The organism is Streptomyces sp. DSM 116793 (assembly GCF_057320905.1).
This window is the reverse complement of the sequence record NZ_CM170494.1, coordinates 2,961,144-2,976,467: the sequence shown is the minus strand read 5'-3', so window position 1 is coordinate 2,976,467 and position 15,324 is coordinate 2,961,144. Positions and strand designations below refer to the sequence as shown.

Here is a 15,324-nt window from a genome sequence, read left to right as displayed (position 1 = left end):
TCCACCGCCCCTGCTCCCGCCGACGCGGCCGGTACCCGCTCTCCGGACATGGTGGGCGTGTTCCCGGCGGCCGGTGGCCGGGCGGCGGTCCACTTCCGCGGGTGCCCGCGGGACGGCGAGGTGCGGGCCGTCGCCGTGCCCGGCGGCTCCTTGACCGTCATCGGTCAGTGCTTCGCCGACGAAGACCGGCTGCGGCGGGCGGCCGTCCGGGCGCTGCGCTCCGGCGGCACCGACGCGTTGACCGGGCTGCCCGGCGCGTACGCCTGCCTCCTCCTGCGGGACGGCGAGGTGACGCTGCTGGAGGACGTGGCGGGCCAGTACCCCTTCTACTACCGGCACGACGGCAGGCGGCTCTGGTTCGCGGACCGGCCTGCCGCGGTGGCCGAGGCCGCCGGCATCGAGCCCCGCCCGGACACGGTGTTCCTGGCGGCACGGATCCTCTGTCCGCAGGTTCCCGCCCTGACCGGGGACGGCTGCCCCGTCGAAGGGGTTCGGCGGCTGGGTGCGGGCCACGTCCTGCACGTCACCGACCGGGGCACCCTGCGGCGCCGCGCGTACGAGCCCCTGACGCCCGACGGCCCGCCGCCGACGGCCCGCCAGGCCGCGGCCGGTGAGGCGGCCGAGCGGGTGCGGGCGGCCCTGGGCGACGCCGTCCGCGTCCGTGCCGCGCACGCCGGCCGGCTGACCGCCGACTTCAGCGGCGGCCTGGACTCCACGTCCCTCGCGTTCCTGGCGCTGGAGCACCGGCCCGGCAGCATGGACGTGTTCGTCTACCACCACCCCGGATCCGTCGGCGACGACCTCGCGTACGCCGAGCAACACGCACGCCTCGATCCCAGGCTGCGCCTGGAGACGATCACCGGCGGCCCCACCGAACTGACCTTCCAGGGCCTGGACCGCAGCGGCGCCGTCCACGACACACGGCCCGGCGCGGCCACCGGCGCCCGCACCCGGCTGCGGCTGCGCCGCATCGCGGCCCGCGGCGGGGGACTGCACCTCGGTGGAGAGGGCGGAGACGCCCTCTTCGCGGCGCCCGCCGCCTACCTGGCCGACCTCGTCCGGCCGGGATCCCTGCGACGACTGCGGAGCGACAGCTGGGCCCTCGCCCGGCAGCGGAACGTCTCCCCCGCGGCCGTGGTCGCGGCTGCGCTCCGGCTGTCCAGGACGTCCAGGACCACCGCCCTCGTGCGGCTCGCCGAGCGTATCGAGCGCCCGGTGGAACGTGACGTGGGCTGGCTGGACACCATCTCCTGGTGGCCCGAGCCGGGCGGGGAGGCTCTGTGGCTCACCCGCTCGGTACGGCGGAGCCTCGCGGAGCTCGCGCGGCGGGCGGCCACCGCGCAGGGCGGGCCGCCGACGTCTCCGGCCGAGGAGTGGACGCGGTGCGAACTCGCTGCCTCCGCCGCGATGCAGCGCCATCTGTCCGCATGCGCACGGGAGTTCGGCGTCTGGCCGCAGGCGCCGTTCCTGGACCATGCCGTGATCCGTGCCGGCCTCGCCCTTCCCGCGTACCTGCGGGCCGCGCCGCCCGCCCCGAAGCCCCTGCTGACCAGGGCCCTGGCGGGCGCCGTGCCCCATGAGGTGCTGGCCCGCACGACCAAGGGCGACTACAGCGCGGAGGACTACGCGGGAGCCCGCGCCGCCTCGGCCGCGCTGCGCTCCCTGCTGACCTCGTCCCGCCTGGCCGAACTGGGCGTCATCGAACCCGGGTCCGTACTCGCCGCGCTGGAACGCGCCGCGGTCGGAGTGGGTGCCCCCCATGCCGCGCTCACCCGGCTGCTGGGCGTCGAGGCGGGACTCCCGGCGGTTGCGGGACCCGCTGAGCGAGGAGGACTCCCGTGAGGGCACTGAGCGTTCCCGGCCATGTGCACCGCACGGACGCGCCCGGCGGAGGAGCGACCCTGCTCAACACCAGGACCGGGCAGTGGCACGTGATGAACGGCACCGCTCGCGACCTGTGGGAGGAGTGCCGCAGAACCGGCGACTTCGACGCCGCGGTGGCCGCGGTGAGCGCCCGCGTGCCGGCCGCCCACGCACACCGGCTCCGCAGGGACGCGTACGCACTGGCGGAGGCCCTGCTCAAGCGCGGCCTCCTGGTGCCCGGGCCGCCGAGGAAGCCGGTAGGCAGGCCGGCCGCCCCGGAACCGGCCCCGGGGGAGCGCGCGCCGGAAGCCGGGCCCGTGTCGCCGGCCGGACCGGTGCCGCGCGCTGGAGGGGTCCGACCGCCGGGACCCCCGGTCAGGGCCCTCGTGACACCCCTGAGCCTGCGCCGGCGGGACCGCCTCGCCGGTCTGGTCGGGCTCGGTCTCGCGCTGTGCCTGCTGCGGCTGCCCTTTCGGGGCACCTTGCGGGCCGTCACCGTCGTCAAACGGCTCCTGGGCCGCCGTACGGCGACGGGTGCGCAGGCGGAACGGGCCCTGCTGGCCGTTCAGCACGCGGCGCGCTGTTACCCGGGCCGGGTGGCGTGCCTGGAACTCTCCCTCGGTGCGGTCATGGCGCTGGCCCCGGCAGGCCGCGGTGTGGATTGGTGCCTCGGCAGCGGCGGCGACGCCCTGCGCTTCCACGCCTGGGTCGAGGCCGGCCGCACTCCCGTACCCCTTCCGGGGGAGCCGGACAGCGGCCGTTCGTTCCGCGAGGCCCTCAGGGTCTGACGCGCCGCACGCCTCCCCGTCACCCGTCCGCCCCGCGGGGCCCGCACAGTGCGAGACCACACCGGGCGGACGGGTTCCTCAACACCACGCGCTAGCCGGGCCGCACGGCGCTCAGGTAGCCCTGAGCGCCCAGAACGACGAGAACGATGACGACGATGATTGCCCGTACGTGGACCCACCGCACTGGTATGGAGCCATGGATGGAAAGGCCTACGGTGCAGGTCATGAAAACCACCTCCTCCCGCCAGGTGATTAACCCGGGACAACTGCCCAGCAGTCGGCCCGAATAGGCCGGCAGCGCTGCCGTGCCCCCAGTCTGGCTCCGTTTTCCCATGCAGACAACTGGCCTGCTGCCTGGGCCGACGCCAAGGGAATCCCCATGTATGACACCGGTTGGAGATATCGAAGGCGCGATTCCTCGAATTGAAAAACCCTGGGTGGGGCCAGGTACGACGTGACCGCAAATTGAGCCGGGACGCGCTCGAACGAGCAACGGCAAGAAAGTTCAAAAAATCTCGGGCGACGGCGCGGGCGGAGGCGCGGGTGGTGACGCGGGGGCGGGAGGGACAACGTCCAGCCCGGCCTGCCCGGCAGGATGATCGGGCTCGCCGCGCGGCTGCCGAGCGGACTCCGGCTCGTCGCCCGGCGGATCCACGTCGGCTGGATCCGCCGGCTTCCGGTGGCGTTCGGGCAGATGGCACGGCGCCGCCTCCCCGACGCTCTCGTGCGTCGCTGGACCGGGCCGCTCCTGCGCGACGCCGGAGTCCGGCGCGACCTGCTCGCCTACTGCCGCGGACCCCCCGACAAGGCGGACACCTCGTCCGCGACACGCAGGCACCGCGGCGGTTCACCGGAGACGCACTGGTCCTGTGGTCACCCGACAACCGGGTGATGCCGCCCGGGCACGGGCGCCGTCCGGCCGACCTGCTCCCCGCCGGAGGGTACTCCGACGTGCCCCGCGCGTACGTGCTGTCGATGCTCGACGAACCCGAGACCGTGGCCCGCGAGATCGGCGGCTTCCTCACCTCGTCCTCGTGATCGGTAGCGCGGCGACGCCTCACCTGCCCGGCCGGTACCTCCGCTCGGTATGCCCGGCGAGGTCATCGGGGTGGAAGTAGACGGGGCGCAGGTCGCCCTTCGCGTAGCGCTCGGCCTGGTCGTCGAAGTGCGGCGAGTCGGGGTGCCCGCTCCCGCCGCCCGTCGTCACCGCCCAGGCGCGCAGGCGCGGCCCGAACTCCACCACCGCCACGAAGCTGTTGCCGCTGGTGCCGTAGTAGCGCTTCGTTCCGGGGTAGCGCTTGGCCTCGAACGCCGCGAGCGAACCCCACCGCGACGAGGTGAAGGGCACCGGCATGCTCGGCTTGGCATCGCTGAACTCCTGGACGATGGCGCCGTCGTTGCGCTGGTAGCGGTTGATGTCGCCCCACGGCACCTGCCAGCCGCCGAAGTCCCGCACCAGCCGGTCCGCCGCCGTCTCCAGCGCGTCGAGCCGCTGCGCGTCGGTGGCGCGGTCGGCCATGTAGTCCCAGACCGACATGCCGGCGTCGGCGGCCGACCGGGACGTGAGAGCCCACAGCGCCTCACCCCAGAACACGGCCACCGACGTGGCGGCGGACTGCGCGGACCAGAGGTGGTCCCAGTCGCGCAGCAGACCGACCGGTCCCGCCAGCTTCGCCTTCCGTCCGTCGTCCTCCGGCAGCCGGTCCCACGCCGTGACGAGTCCCGGCGTCAGCCGGGCGAAGGCGGTGAGGTACGGGTCGAAGGCGGCCTCGATCAGGGTGTGCGGGGTGAAGTCGTCGCGCGCGGTCAGCACCCGGATCGCGTGCGGCCCGCGCGGGTTCTCGCCGACCTGGTCGAAGTAGCGCGGGTAGTCCGCCGCGTGGGGGCTGTCCGCCCCGGCGGCGGTCCAGGGCCAGTTGTTCGAGTTGTACACCCAGCCGTTCTCCGGGTTCACGGCCTGCGGCATGCTCGCCAGGCTGTGCAGTCCGTGCCAGTCGGTCGCCGGGTCGCTGCCGTCGACGGGCTCGCGGTAGTCGAAGCGGTCGTCTCTCACCGGCATGAACTGCGGCATCAGGAAGGCGATCTCGCCCTTCGAGTCCGCGAAGACGGTGTTGTTGGAGCTGTTCGCCTTGAGCCCGGCGACCCGGAGGTAGCCCGCATAATCCCGTGTCCTGGTGCGCAGGAAGCTCTGTTCCAGTGCTTCGACGGGCCGGTTCATCAGGGCGCAGGCGATCCACTTGCCGTCCGCCTCGCGGACGATCGGGCCGTGGTGCGTGGCGAAGGTGGTGAAGCTGCGTGTCGACTGCCCGCCGTCCGCGGTGCGGAAGGAGAGCGTGACCCTCTTCGTCGTCACCGGGCGCAGTTCGTCGCCGTAGCGGTAGGAGAGCTTCCCGTGCGTCCCGGTCACGATCGTCTCGGCGAAGTCGTCGACGTTGTCGACGCCGCTCGTCGTGTGCATCCACCCCGTGTGCCGGTTGAAGCCCTGGTATATGAAGAACTGTCCCCAGGTGGCGGCACCGTAGGCGTCGAGCCCGTCCCCGCTCGTCACGTGCTGCTCCGAGCGGAAGAAGAAGCTGGTGTGCGGATTGATCAGCAGCAGTGCGTGGCCGTCGCGGGTGTGGCTCGGTGCTATCGCGATGCCGTTGGATCCCGTGGGCTCGCGGAACCGCAGCCCGCGCTCCTCGTCGGTCATCGCCACCGGCCGCTTGCCGTAGAAGGCTTCGAGCTGGGTCAGCGGCACCGATTCGATGTTGCCGCCGATGCTGCCCTCCGAGAAGCTCAACGGCATCCAGGGTTCGAACCGGTCGAGCACGAGCGGACGTACCTCGGGGTGTGTCGCGAGGTAGTAGTTCAACCCGTCCGCCCATGCCCGCATCAGCGCCCGCAACCAGACCGGGGCCTTCGCGTAGTCCGCCTTCAGCGCCTCGGGGTCCAGGTACAGCCGCTGGCGCAGGTCCTGCCAGATCGCACTCTCGCCCTCCGCCTCGGCGAGACGGCCCAGGGCGACCAGATAGTTGTGTTCGACGCGGTTGAAGTCGTCCTCGGCCTGGGCGTACATCATCCCGAACACCGCGTCGGCGTCGCTCTCGCCCACCACGTGCGGCACGCCCCAGTCGTCGCGGGTGATCGTCACCCGCGCGGCGTGCCGGCGCCAGCGGGCCGCATCGGACTCGGAGGGCGCCGCGGACGCGGCCCCGGCCGGCAGAACCGTCGCGGCGGCGGCCAGTGAGGCCGCGCCGCCCAGGACGCGGCGCCGGCTCCACCCTGTGTGCTGTGCGTGGCTCATGAATCGCCCCACCTTCCGTCGAGAGTCACGGATGAAACCGCCACCGGCTTGCCCGGCAGGTCCCGCAGCGCGTCCCGCGGTGTCCCCTCACACAAGCACGCTCGCCGGCCCACGGAAGCGTCACCGGGCGAGCCAACCACGGCCGCTATGCGTGCGCAATACACTCAACCGCTTCACCCGGAGGGATACGGCCTCAGCCGGGCGCTGTCCGCCGACCGCCGCCTTCCCGGCCTGCCCTCGCCCCGGTCGGCAAGGATCCACCGGTCCCATGGAACCGCGCGTGAGGGCGGCGGCCTCGTCGGGGTCTTCCGGGTGCCTCGCGGACCCGCCGACCTGCGGTTCAACGTTCTCTCAACGCACCTGCAACGTCGGCGATGCACGGGGTGACCGCGGGGCGGGACGATCCGAAACCGATCGCATACGTTGTCCCGGCGAAGGATGCGCCCGACCCGGAGGCCCTGCGCCGGGACCTGCGGCGCACCCTGCCCCCACACATGGTCCCGGGGCTCTTCGTCATGCTCGACGCACTGCCGATGTCCGCCAACGGCAAGGCCGACCGCAAACGCCTCCCGGCACCCGACGCGGTGGGCCGCGGGAAAGAGCCGCCCCGCGACGAGCACGAGAAGAAGATCGCCGAGGTATGGCAGACCGTGCTCGGGGTCCCCGAGGTGGGGCGCTCGGACAACTTCTTCACGCTCGGCGGACACTCCCTGCTGGTGACGCAGGTCGTCTACCGGCTGCGCGAGGCGTTCGGCGTGGACCTGCCGCTGCGCGCGCTGTTCGAGGCCCCCACCGTCGCCGAGCTGGCGGGCGAGGTCCGCGGCGCCGCCCGACGCGAGGTACCGGGCCTGGCCCCGGTGCCCCGCCCGGAAGCCATCCCGCTCTCCTACGCCCAGCAGCGGCTGTGGCTCCTCGACCAGGTCATCCAGGATCCCGCGAGCTACAACAACATGATCGCGCTGCGCATCCGCGGACCACTCGACGCGGCCACCCTGGAAGCGGCCCTGAACAGGGTGGTCGCACGGCACGAGTCGCTGCGCACCCGCTTCCCCGACGTGAACGGAACCCCCGCCAGGAGATGGCGGCGGAGCTGTCCGTCCCGCTCGGCCGCACAGACCACCCCGCCGTGTCCTCGGATTGCGGGTTCGCATGGGAGCAGTCCTTCCAGCACGGCTACGAGGTGACCAGGGAGAACGCCTCGTCCCGTCGCCGGTCGACCGTCGTCGGCCCACCGGGGCCGTGCGGGTGCCGCCACCTGAGCGGAAGGGGCCCGCCGGGCGCCTGCCGCGGTGGGCAGCGCGTCAGCGCCCCAGGAAGGTGTCGACGTCGGCGGCGAACTCCGCGGCGTGCTGGAAGAGGAAGCCGTGGCCCGCGTCGGGGTAGATGCGGAGGTGGGCGTTGGGTATGTGTTCGGCGAGACGGTAGGTGTTCTCGGTGGGGACGACCACGTCGTTGTCCCCGTTGGCCACCAGGGTCGGCTGGGTGATGGCGGCCAGCCGGGCGAGGCGCGTCTCGTCGGGAACGCCCCAGCTCATGATCGCGGTGAACTGCGCGTCGCGGGTCACGAGGTCGGTCGGCTCGTCGCGGTCCGTGTCGCGGGTGAAGATGCGCTGGATGTACTCCCTGCCCGCGGTCCTGCTGGAATCGGTGCGCTCGAAGAACAGGCGGAGGACGTCCTCTGCGCCGGGCTCGTCGACGATGAGGGAATGCAGCAGGTCGCCCGTCCACACCGTGGCACCGGGCATGTTCCTGCCGCCCTCGGGGCCGGTGCCGGCGAGGATCAGCCGACGCACCTGGTGCGGGCGGATCACGGCGAGCACCTGAGCGACGAAGCCGCCCAACGAGAAACCCAGGAGGTCGTACTCCTTCAGTCCGAGGGCGTTCGTGAAGTGCACGACGCTCTGGGCCATGTCCTGGACGGTGGCGCGCGTGGCGCCGGTGGAACCGCCGACGCCGGCGTTGTCCACGAGGACGATCTCGCGCTGTGCCGCGAGGGCGTCCACCAGTGCGGGATCCCAGTTGTCGAGGTTGCCGCGGTAGTGCTGGAGGAGGAGCAGCGGCAGGGCGGTGCCGGCGGTGTTGCCGTACCGGCGATACGTGTATCTGACGCCGTCCGCGGCCTCGACGGACTGGTTGGGTGCCGTCAGTTGGGTAGCGGTCTGGGTCATCTCGGGCTTCCCTTCGCCTGTGGCCGCGCTTGGCGGGCCGGGCTGGTGCGCTCACTGCCGCGGGCTCCCCTGCGGAGGTCCACGGAGGTCGCGGGGCAGGTGTAGTCGTTGAGCGGCGAGTAAACAGATCTGTTTCCTGCCTGGGAAGGTACACCGATTTGTTTACTGGAGGCAAGCGCAGAGATACGGTGGTGTGTGTGAGCGATACTTCGAAGCCCGACAAGGTCCGCGAACGCATCCTGAAGACCGCCGGGGAGCTGTTCTACGGCGAAGGCATCTGCACGGTCGGCGTGGACCGGATCAGCGAGGAGGTCCCCGTCTCCAAGCGGACCCTCTACCAGCGCTTCGCCAGCAAGGACGACCTGGTGGTGGCCTACCTGAGCGCCATCGGCGAGGAGACGATCGCGGGGCTCCCGTCGTCCGCGGACACGGACATGACACCCGTCGACAGGATCCTCGCGGTCTTCGCGTCGCAGCAGGCCGAATCCGCCCGCCCCGGTTTCCGGGGCTGCCCGATGGTGAACGCCGCCGGCGAGCTGAGCGACCCCGCCCACCCGGGCCGAGCGCTCGCGAAGGAGTACAAACTGCGCCTTCAGGGTTTCTTCTCCGAGCAGGCGTCACTCGCCGGTGCGCGGGCGCCCCGGGAACTGGCCGAGCAGTTGGTCATGCTCTTCGACGGAGCGATGGCCTTCGCGCTCGTCCGCGGCACCGCCATACCGCCGAGCGTCCGCACCGCCGCGGAGGCGCTGCTGCTGGCCCAGCTGCCCGCCCCCGCCGCCTGAGGCCCGGCGGCCGCCCGGCCACCGCTCGCACGGTCGCCCCGGTCGGCGCGCGCGGCCGGCCGGAGTGCGGTCGGCCGGAGCACCGGGCCGGGCCGGAGCTGCGGGAGTGATCAGCCGGTCCGTACCGGGCCGTCGGCAGGTTCGGCCCGCTTCCAGTAGGTGTCGGCCTTGCTGTGCCAGGTGCGGGCGAGCGGGTCGTGGACGCACCGCGCCAGGAATCCCGCGGGCGTGACCAGCACGACATAGACGATGGCCAGGAGCGCCTTGCGCATCGGAGATCTCCTCACTCTTCTCGGCTCTCGGCGGAACGCCGCCGACGGAACACCGCGAGGGGTTCAGTCGAGGGGGATGGCCTCGCGCCAGTCGGCTTCTTCCACCCATTCCGGCTGGTCGGCCTTGTGGAGCAGGAAGTTCCCGATGGCCAGCACGTCGATGTCCGTACGCATGAAGCAGGCGTAGGCCTCGGCGGGTGAGGCCACGATCGGCTCGCCCCGCACGTTGAAGGACGTGTTGACGAGCACCGGGCAGCCGGTCAGCTCTTCGAAGTCCTTCAGGAGGCGGTGGTACAGGGCGTTGCTCTCCTCGGTGACCGTCTGCACCCGGGCCGAGTAGTCGACGTGGGTGACCGCGGGAATGGTGGAGCGGTGCACCCTGAGCCGGTCGAGGCCGGTCGCCTCCCGGGCGTCCGGCACCTCGAGACGCTGGGTCGGGGACACCCCGGTGACGATCAGCATGTACGGGCTGTCCTGGCGGAGGTCGAAGTAGTCCTTGGCCCTCTCGGCCAGGACCGAGGGCGCGAACGGGCGGAAGGACTCCCGGAACTTGATCTTGAGGTTCATCGCGGACTGCATCGCGGGGTCCCGCGGGTCGCCGAGGATCGAGCGGGCGCCGAGTGCCCGCGGCCCGAACTCCATCCGGCCCTGGAACCACCCCACGATCTTGCCGTCGGCGAGTTCCGCGGCGACCCTCCGGGGCAGCTCGTCCGGCTGGAGCCGGGTGTGCGGAACGCCCCGGTCCGCCAGGTAGGCGGCGATGTCGTCGTCGCTGAAGCGCGGGCCGAGCAACGAGCCGGACATGCTGTCCCGGCCGGAGCGCACATGCGCGCGGGGTGCGCCGCGCTCGACGGCGACGGCGAGGGCCGCACCCAGGGCACCTCCCGCATCGCCGGCCGCCGGCTGGATCCACAGCTCCTCGAAGATCTGCTCCTCCATGAGCCTGCCGTTGGCGACGCAGTTGAGGGCCACGCCACCGGCGAGGGTGAGGTTCCGTTCTCCGGTGACCTCGCGGGCGTGCCGCGCCAGCAGGACGACGACGTCCTCGGTGACCTCCTGTACCGAGGCCGCCAGGTCGAACTCGCGCTCGGTGAGCGGGCCTTCCGGGGTGCGCCGTGGTCCGCCGAAGAGCCGCTCGAACCCCCGGCCGGTCATCACCTGGCCGCGCAGGTACTCGAAGTACCGCATGTTGAGCCGGAACGACCCGTCCGGCTTGATGTCGATGAGCTCCGCGCGGATCGTGTCCGCATGGCGGGGCTTGCCGTAGGGGGCCAGACCCATGAGCTTGTACTCGCCCGAGTCGACCTTGAAGCCGCAGAAGTACGTGAACGCGGAGTACAGCAGGCCGAGCGAGTGCGGGAAGCGGATCTCGGCGACCGGCCGCAGTTCGGCACCGGTACCGTGCCACAGCGACGTGGTCGCCCATTCGCCGACACCGTCGACGCACAGCACGGCGGACGACTCGAAGGGGCTCGGGTAGAAGGCCGAGGCCGCGTGCGACTCGTGGTGACGGCTCACGCGCAGTTCGGGCACGTCTCCGAGTCCGAGATCGGCAAGCCGCCGGCGGACGACGTCCGTGGCGCGACGCTTCCACGACACCCAGTCGGGCAGGGTGTTCCGGAACGAGGTGAAGCCCTTCGGAGCGGCACCGAGGAAGGTCGCCATCACGCGGCGGAACTTCAGTCGCGGGTCCTCGTAGTAGGCGATGGCGGACACGTCGCCCAGCGAGGCGCCGGCCTCGCGGAGGCAGTACTCGACGGCCCGCGCGGGAAAGGCCGGGTCGTGGCGGACACGGCTGAATCGCTCTTCTTGCGCGGCAGCTACGGGAACACCGTCGGACACCAGTGCGGCCGCGCTGTCGTGGTAGAAGGCCGAGATGCCCAGCACCAGGTCAGACACGGGAAGACGCTCCTTAGTGAAGGGTGCGGATGGGAGAGCGGGGGCTGCTCAGCGGGTCTTCCGTGCCGCGTGCGCGGCCGTTCGCGCTGCCCAGCGCGCCCGGAGACCCGAGGGCGGGTTGAGCGAGCGGTATCCGGTGCGGACCCGTGTCCAGGCCGTGCTCAGCACCCCGGAACCCTGGGAGACGGTGAGAGCGGACATGTAGGTGTCGATGGCGTCGGCGGCCCAGGCCGAGTGGCCGGTGGCGACGTTGTCGATCGTGTTGTGGATGTCGACGAAGCGGGTACTGAAGCCGTACTCCCTGAGCGCAAGCCGGGCCCGCCGGTAGGTGCCGCCGACACCGGACAGCTCCATCGCCAGGTTCAGCCCCAGCACCTCCGGCATGAAGGTCTGCGGGAACCTGCCGATCGCGAGCCAGTACACCGGAAGCTCGAAGGAACGTTCCTGGAAGCCCGGCCACTCGGCGAACTCCCGCGATGCCGTGGGCGGCAGGTCCACACCCATCTCGCGCAGCACGTCGCGGTAGATCAGGGGGTGGTTCAGCCGGGCCTCGCCGTTGCCCAGTTCGTCCCAGTAGGTGTCGAACAGCGCGTACCCGATGTCCGAGGAGGCGTGTTCGTAGTCGGTGAAGCCCTGGAGCCAGGCACCGTCGATCAAGGTCAGCGGCGCCAACTGCACGGTCGACTCGATCAGCTCCGCCCGGCTGGGCAGTTCCTGATCGCCCTGCCGCTCGAAGTCCTCGCTGTGCCGATCGTGCATGCCGAGCAGCCACGGCCGCAGGCCACCCGGGGACCACTGCTCCGGCAGCGGCAGGGCACCGCGGTCCATGCCGTGCCGGGAGCGGCCCAGCCAGCCGTGCACGTATGCGAGGGCGTAGCGCCGCAGTGCGGGGGTGACCGTGCGGCCCAACAGCATGTGGTACGCCTCCCTCAGTCCCCCGGGGGCGCGGCCCTCGTCGGCGGGGGCGGCGTCCCAGGTGAACCGTCGGCGCGACGCCGTGAGCACGGCCGGGGTGCGCCTTTCCGGCCCGCCCGCACCGGTGCCTTCCCGCCCCGTGCTCGGCAGGGAGGCGATCCAGCGGCGTATGACGGTGAGGTCCTCGGGGGAGAACACCCGGAACATCCGGCCCCTCTCGCCGACCAGGCCGCCCACCAGAGGGCTGGACTCCGGCCGGCCCGGTTTGACGAGGCGGCTACGGGACAGCGCGGCCAGCAGGGGGTAGGGGTCGCTCTGGCCGGCCTTCAGCCAGGCCGAGAGGGGCCTGCCCTCCAGCTGGAAGGAGGCGTGGTAGACGGATCCCTCGCGCGCCCGCAGTGCCACCAGCTCGGCCATCTCGTACGCCGGGTCACGGGCGGCGTCGAGTTCCTCGTGGAGCCGGTCGTGCCAGTGACCGAGCGCGAAGAGGGCCCACTCGAAGCCCAGCCGCACGCGGTCGTCCGTACCGGCCGGTCCGGCGGCCACCAAGGCGTCGACGGCCGCGCGGCAGCGCTCGGCGCCCGTGCGTGACTCGCCCTGCCGGGTGCCGGCCGGGTCGATGGCCGACCAGTCCGCGGCGGTCGGTGCCGCGCTTCGCACGGGGCCGAGCACGGGCAGCAGGCCCACGGACCGCAGGCACAGGTCGGCGCCGAGGATCTCCGGCGTGAAGTCGTCCGGCCTCCTGCTCATGGTGAGGAGCAGGGCGGGCAGGTGGAAGTGCTCCTCGCCGATCCGCTGTTCGCCCGCGAGCCGGCTCACGGGGACGGCGTTCTCGGAGACCTTCAGGTGGCGCATGAGGCCCAGGTAGGCGTCACCGCGGGCGGCGTGCGGCCTGCCCACCCCGAGGTCACCGGCGTAGAGCGCGAGGATGCTGAGGACCGCGGCGTCGTCGCAGGTGCCCGGGCTGCTCAGCCATTGCAGCCAGGCCCCGGACAGCAGGGCCAGCGGGGCACAGCACAGAACGGACCTCTTGAGGAGGGCGTCGGCGGTCTCGGCGGTCTCCGCGGAGCCGAGGAGGAGGTCGAAACGCCGTGTCTCCTCCGCCGACCAGTTCGCCGCGCGTGCCCGCAGAACGTCGAGCGTGTCCACGGTCTTCGGAGCGCGGTGCAACTCCTCCTGGATCCGCCTCAGCAGATCCCGTCCGGGCGGTGCCGCCTCGGGATCACCGGCCCGCACGTAGACGGCGCGTGGCCCGTCCAGAGACGGCATCACCCGAACGGCGCGGGGCGAGGCGGCCCCCGTGGACGGTGCTGACATTCTCCGCGCTCCTCTCAGCGGCTCCCGGGCTCAGAACATGGGATAGATGGACGCGTCGTTCCTGGGCTCGGGCTTCCGGCGCAACAGCTTGTTGATCAACCTGCGGAGAAAAGACATACGGGTGTCCTCCTTCCGGTGGTGGAGTGGGAGCGGCGCACCCCTCACGGGCGCCGAGACGCATTCCGCGGAGCGGGGGCGGTCGCGCAGGTGGTGTCCCTGTCCCGACCCGTGGGGGGGCGGGTCAGGACAGGGACAGGTGCTCGGCCAGCAGACGCGCGACGCGGTCGTGGCCCTCGTCGGTGAAGTGGATCCGGTCGACGAAGAGCCAGTCCTCCTTGCCGATCGCCTCGCCGAGCACGGGGGTGAGGTCGAAATAGCGCACACCGATCCGCTCGCAGCCGGTCTTCAGCGCCTGCGAGTAGGCCTCTTGGGCCGCCATGGAGGAGATGTCGCCGTAGACCTTGCCGAAGTCGGCGATGGCGTCCAGCTCTTCGAAGAGCAGCTTCTCCTGGGGAGCCGGCTCGTCCCGGACCCAGGTGGCGAGCGGCTGGAGGACGAAGGTCAGCCTGGCGCCCAGTCCCTCGGCGAGGATGCGCCAGCTTCTGAGGTGGCGCAGGGTGAGGTCGGAGGCGATGTCGATCTGCTCCGGCAGGTCCGGTACGGCGGTGTCCGCGGTGTCGGCCCCGGTGGACCTCGTGCGGCGCCGCCCTCCGCCCCAGCCGCGGCCGGCCGCGGACCTGCGGTGCTTCTCGTTGAGCGCGGCCATCTGCTCGAAGAACTCGGTGCAGTTGAAGAAGGCGCCGTGGTCTCCGCGGGTGGCCGCGGGCAGCCGGCTGAGGCCCAGGTTGTTGAAACCCGAGAAGATCACGATTTCGTCGATCTCGGGAAGAAGGTGGTGGTAAAGCAGGAAAAGCAGCAGCTCCTGAGTGGAATTGTGGCTGCGCCCCCCGAAGTTGAGCCAGGGCAGGGAGCCGGCGTGTCTGGACCACAGACGGGACGACAAGGTGTGTGCATCGCTGCTCGCGCCTATGCCGAAGGCCGTGGAACTCCCGGCGAGCAGCCGTACGGGTCCCTCGGGAACCGACCCGCCGACGGACGCCCGCCGGCCGTCGGGGCCGTGCGAGATGCGGAATCCCAGGCCATCGGTGTTGACCACCTCGGAGCGGTGGCCGGCCGCGTGGAAGTACATCAGGTAGGGGAGCCAGCGGATCTCGCCGCGATCGTCGAACTTCTCCGCGTACTGCAGCATATGAGGCGTCAGGGTGCGGCGGTGGGACATCGGAATCTCCTGTCGTGACCAGGTCGTCGGATCGGCACGGCTCTCTCCCGTCAGCCGTCTCCCCCCGTCCAGGAGCGGACGATCTCACCGACCACGGGAATCAACGAGAGAACGAGCAGCCCGGCCATCACCGCGTTGAAGACCCGGAGCCGGAGCGGATGCGCGGTGACGCGTGTCCCCTTCGCCATGACGCCGAGCAGCATCCAGGCGACGGTGCAGGGCGTCCCGAACACCAGGAACACCAGTGAGATGACACCCACCTGCCACCAGTAGCCACTGGATGTCGTGGCATAGGTGGCGAGAGCACCCACGATCATCACCCACGCCTTCGGGTTGACCGCCTGGAAAAGCGCGCTCTGCGTGAAGGACAGCGGTTTCCGCCGGCTCTGGTCGTCCGAGGGGACGGGAGAGGACGTGGCTATGCGGAAGGCGAGGTAGAGCAGGTAGCAGGCGCCGACCGGCTGGAGGATGTCGTAGATCACCGGCCAGGTCAGCAGGACTTCGCCGAGTCCGAGCCCCACGCCCACCACCATCAGCGGGAAACCCACGTTGATCCCGACGACATGCGGAAGGCTCCGGCGTGCGCCGTAGGTGGCCCCCGAACTCATGATCATGATGTTGTTGGGCCCTGGCGTGCCCGTCGTGGTGACCACGAACAAGATGAGCGAGAGATAGTTCACCTCTTGCTTCCCCCACTACCATGGATCTTCCAGGCCGCCGGCGGGCGGACCTCCCTTACGCCGTGGCGCTCGCAC

Annotated in this window: 14 protein-coding genes; 6 read left to right on the top strand and 8 right to left on the bottom strand. The window is 71.5% G+C overall.

Features of this window, described 5'->3' with window-relative positions:
- The first annotated feature begins 48 nt into the window (after window positions 1-48).
- Both ACSMXW_RS11765 and ACSMXW_RS11760 read left to right on the top strand, forming a co-directional pair.
- Window positions 49-1,842, top strand: a complete 1,794-nt coding sequence (locus tag ACSMXW_RS11765; RefSeq protein WP_485805905.1) for an asparagine synthase-related protein — start codon at window positions 49-51, stop codon at window positions 1,840-1,842.
- Window positions 1,839-2,651 carry a lasso peptide biosynthesis B2 protein gene (locus tag ACSMXW_RS11760; protein ID WP_485805904.1) on the top strand — a complete coding sequence of 271 codons (813 nt, stop codon included), beginning with the start codon at window positions 1,839-1,841 and terminating at the stop codon, window positions 2,649-2,651. The genes ACSMXW_RS11765 and ACSMXW_RS11760 overlap by 4 nt, the downstream gene beginning before the upstream one ends.
- A 91-nt stretch (window positions 2,652-2,742) precedes the next feature.
- Here the strand turns inward: ACSMXW_RS11760 and ACSMXW_RS11755 are convergent, their stop codons facing one another.
- A complete protein-coding gene (locus ACSMXW_RS11755) occupies window positions 2,743-2,877 on the bottom strand; it encodes a hypothetical protein (RefSeq protein WP_485805902.1) in 135 nt (44 codons plus the stop codon).
- A 369-nt stretch (window positions 2,878-3,246) separates the two neighbouring features.
- On the opposite strand from ACSMXW_RS11755, the gene ACSMXW_RS11750 reads away from it, so the two are divergent.
- Entirely contained in the window at window positions 3,247-3,543 is a 297-nt protein-coding gene (locus ACSMXW_RS11750; RefSeq protein WP_485805900.1) for a hypothetical protein, read from the top strand.
- Window positions 3,543-3,689, top strand: a complete 147-nt coding sequence (locus tag ACSMXW_RS11745; protein WP_485805898.1) for a hypothetical protein — start codon at window positions 3,543-3,545, stop codon at window positions 3,687-3,689. The genes ACSMXW_RS11750 and ACSMXW_RS11745 overlap by 1 nt, the downstream gene beginning before the upstream one ends.
- Window positions 3,690-3,708: 19 nt before the next feature.
- Here ACSMXW_RS11745 and ACSMXW_RS11740 read toward each other — a convergent pair whose 3' ends face one another.
- Entirely contained in the window at window positions 3,709-5,937 is a 2,229-nt protein-coding gene (locus tag ACSMXW_RS11740; protein ID WP_485805896.1) for a penicillin acylase family protein, read from the bottom strand.
- Between the two features lie 374 nt (window positions 5,938-6,311).
- Here ACSMXW_RS11740 and ACSMXW_RS11735 point away from each other — a divergent pair, with 374 nt between their 5' ends.
- Window positions 6,312-7,121, top strand: a complete 810-nt coding sequence (locus ACSMXW_RS11735) for a phosphopantetheine-binding protein (RefSeq protein ID WP_485805894.1) — start codon at window positions 6,312-6,314, stop codon at window positions 7,119-7,121.
- 117 nt (window positions 7,122-7,238) lie between these two features.
- On the opposite strand, the gene ACSMXW_RS11730 is transcribed toward ACSMXW_RS11735, so the two are convergent.
- On the bottom strand, window positions 7,239-8,105 hold the full coding sequence (locus ACSMXW_RS11730) for an alpha/beta fold hydrolase (protein WP_485805892.1): 867 nt from the start codon (window positions 8,103-8,105) through the stop codon (window positions 7,239-7,241).
- 197 nt (window positions 8,106-8,302) lie between these two features.
- On the opposite strand from ACSMXW_RS11730, the gene ACSMXW_RS11725 reads away from it, so the two are divergent.
- Window positions 8,303-8,887 carry a TetR/AcrR family transcriptional regulator gene (locus ACSMXW_RS11725; RefSeq protein WP_485805890.1) on the top strand — a complete coding sequence of 195 codons (585 nt, stop codon included), beginning with the start codon at window positions 8,303-8,305 and terminating at the stop codon, window positions 8,885-8,887.
- 110 nt (window positions 8,888-8,997) lie between these two features.
- Here the strand turns inward: ACSMXW_RS11725 and ACSMXW_RS11720 are convergent, their stop codons facing one another.
- The 5 genes from ACSMXW_RS11720 to ACSMXW_RS11700 form a co-directional block, all read right to left on the bottom strand.
- Entirely contained in the window at window positions 8,998-9,159 is a 162-nt protein-coding gene (locus ACSMXW_RS11720) for a hypothetical protein (protein ID WP_485805888.1), read from the bottom strand.
- A 63-nt stretch (window positions 9,160-9,222) separates the two neighbouring features.
- Entirely contained in the window at window positions 9,223-11,058 is a 1,836-nt protein-coding gene (locus ACSMXW_RS11715; protein ID WP_485805886.1) for a carbamoyltransferase family protein, read from the bottom strand.
- 48 nt (window positions 11,059-11,106) lie between these two features.
- On the bottom strand, window positions 11,107-13,290 hold the full coding sequence (locus ACSMXW_RS11710; protein WP_485805884.1) for an iron-containing redox enzyme family protein: 2,184 nt from the start codon (window positions 13,288-13,290) through the stop codon (window positions 11,107-11,109).
- 241 nt (window positions 13,291-13,531) lie between these two features.
- Complete coding sequence (locus ACSMXW_RS11705) at window positions 13,532-14,569, bottom strand: SGNH/GDSL hydrolase family protein (RefSeq protein ID WP_485805882.1); 1,038 nt, start codon at window positions 14,567-14,569, stop codon at window positions 13,532-13,534.
- Between the two features lie 50 nt (window positions 14,570-14,619).
- Complete coding sequence (locus ACSMXW_RS11700; RefSeq protein ID WP_485805880.1) at window positions 14,620-15,249, bottom strand: LysE family translocator; 630 nt, start codon at window positions 15,247-15,249, stop codon at window positions 14,620-14,622.
- Between the last annotated feature and the right edge of the window lie 75 nt (window positions 15,250-15,324).

Coding starts and splice junctions, on each gene's coding strand:
- ACSMXW_RS11730 (WP_485805892.1), bottom strand. CDS start 8,105: ATGACCCAGACCGCTACCCAACTGACGGCACCCAACCAGTCCGTCGAG.
- ACSMXW_RS11705 (WP_485805882.1), bottom strand. CDS start 14,569: ATGTCCCACCGCCGCACCCTGACGCCTCATATGCTGCAGTACGCGGAG.
- ACSMXW_RS11765 (WP_485805905.1), top strand. CDS start 49: ATGGTGGGCGTGTTCCCGGCGGCCGGTGGCCGGGCGGCGGTCCACTTC.
- ACSMXW_RS11750 (WP_485805900.1), top strand. CDS start 3,247: ATGATCGGGCTCGCCGCGCGGCTGCCGAGCGGACTCCGGCTCGTCGCC.
- ACSMXW_RS11735 (WP_485805894.1), top strand. CDS start 6,312: ATGCACGGGGTGACCGCGGGGCGGGACGATCCGAAACCGATCGCATAC.
- ACSMXW_RS11710 (WP_485805884.1), bottom strand. CDS start 13,290: ATGTCAGCACCGTCCACGGGGGCCGCCTCGCCCCGCGCCGTTCGGGTG.
- ACSMXW_RS11740 (WP_485805896.1), bottom strand. CDS start 5,937: ATGAGCCACGCACAGCACACAGGGTGGAGCCGGCGCCGCGTCCTGGGC.
- ACSMXW_RS11755 (WP_485805902.1), bottom strand. CDS start 2,877: ATGACCTGCACCGTAGGCCTTTCCATCCATGGCTCCATACCAGTGCGG.
- ACSMXW_RS11745 (WP_485805898.1), top strand. CDS start 3,543: ATGCCGCCCGGGCACGGGCGCCGTCCGGCCGACCTGCTCCCCGCCGGA.
- ACSMXW_RS11720 (WP_485805888.1), bottom strand. CDS start 9,159: ATGCGCAAGGCGCTCCTGGCCATCGTCTATGTCGTGCTGGTCACGCCC.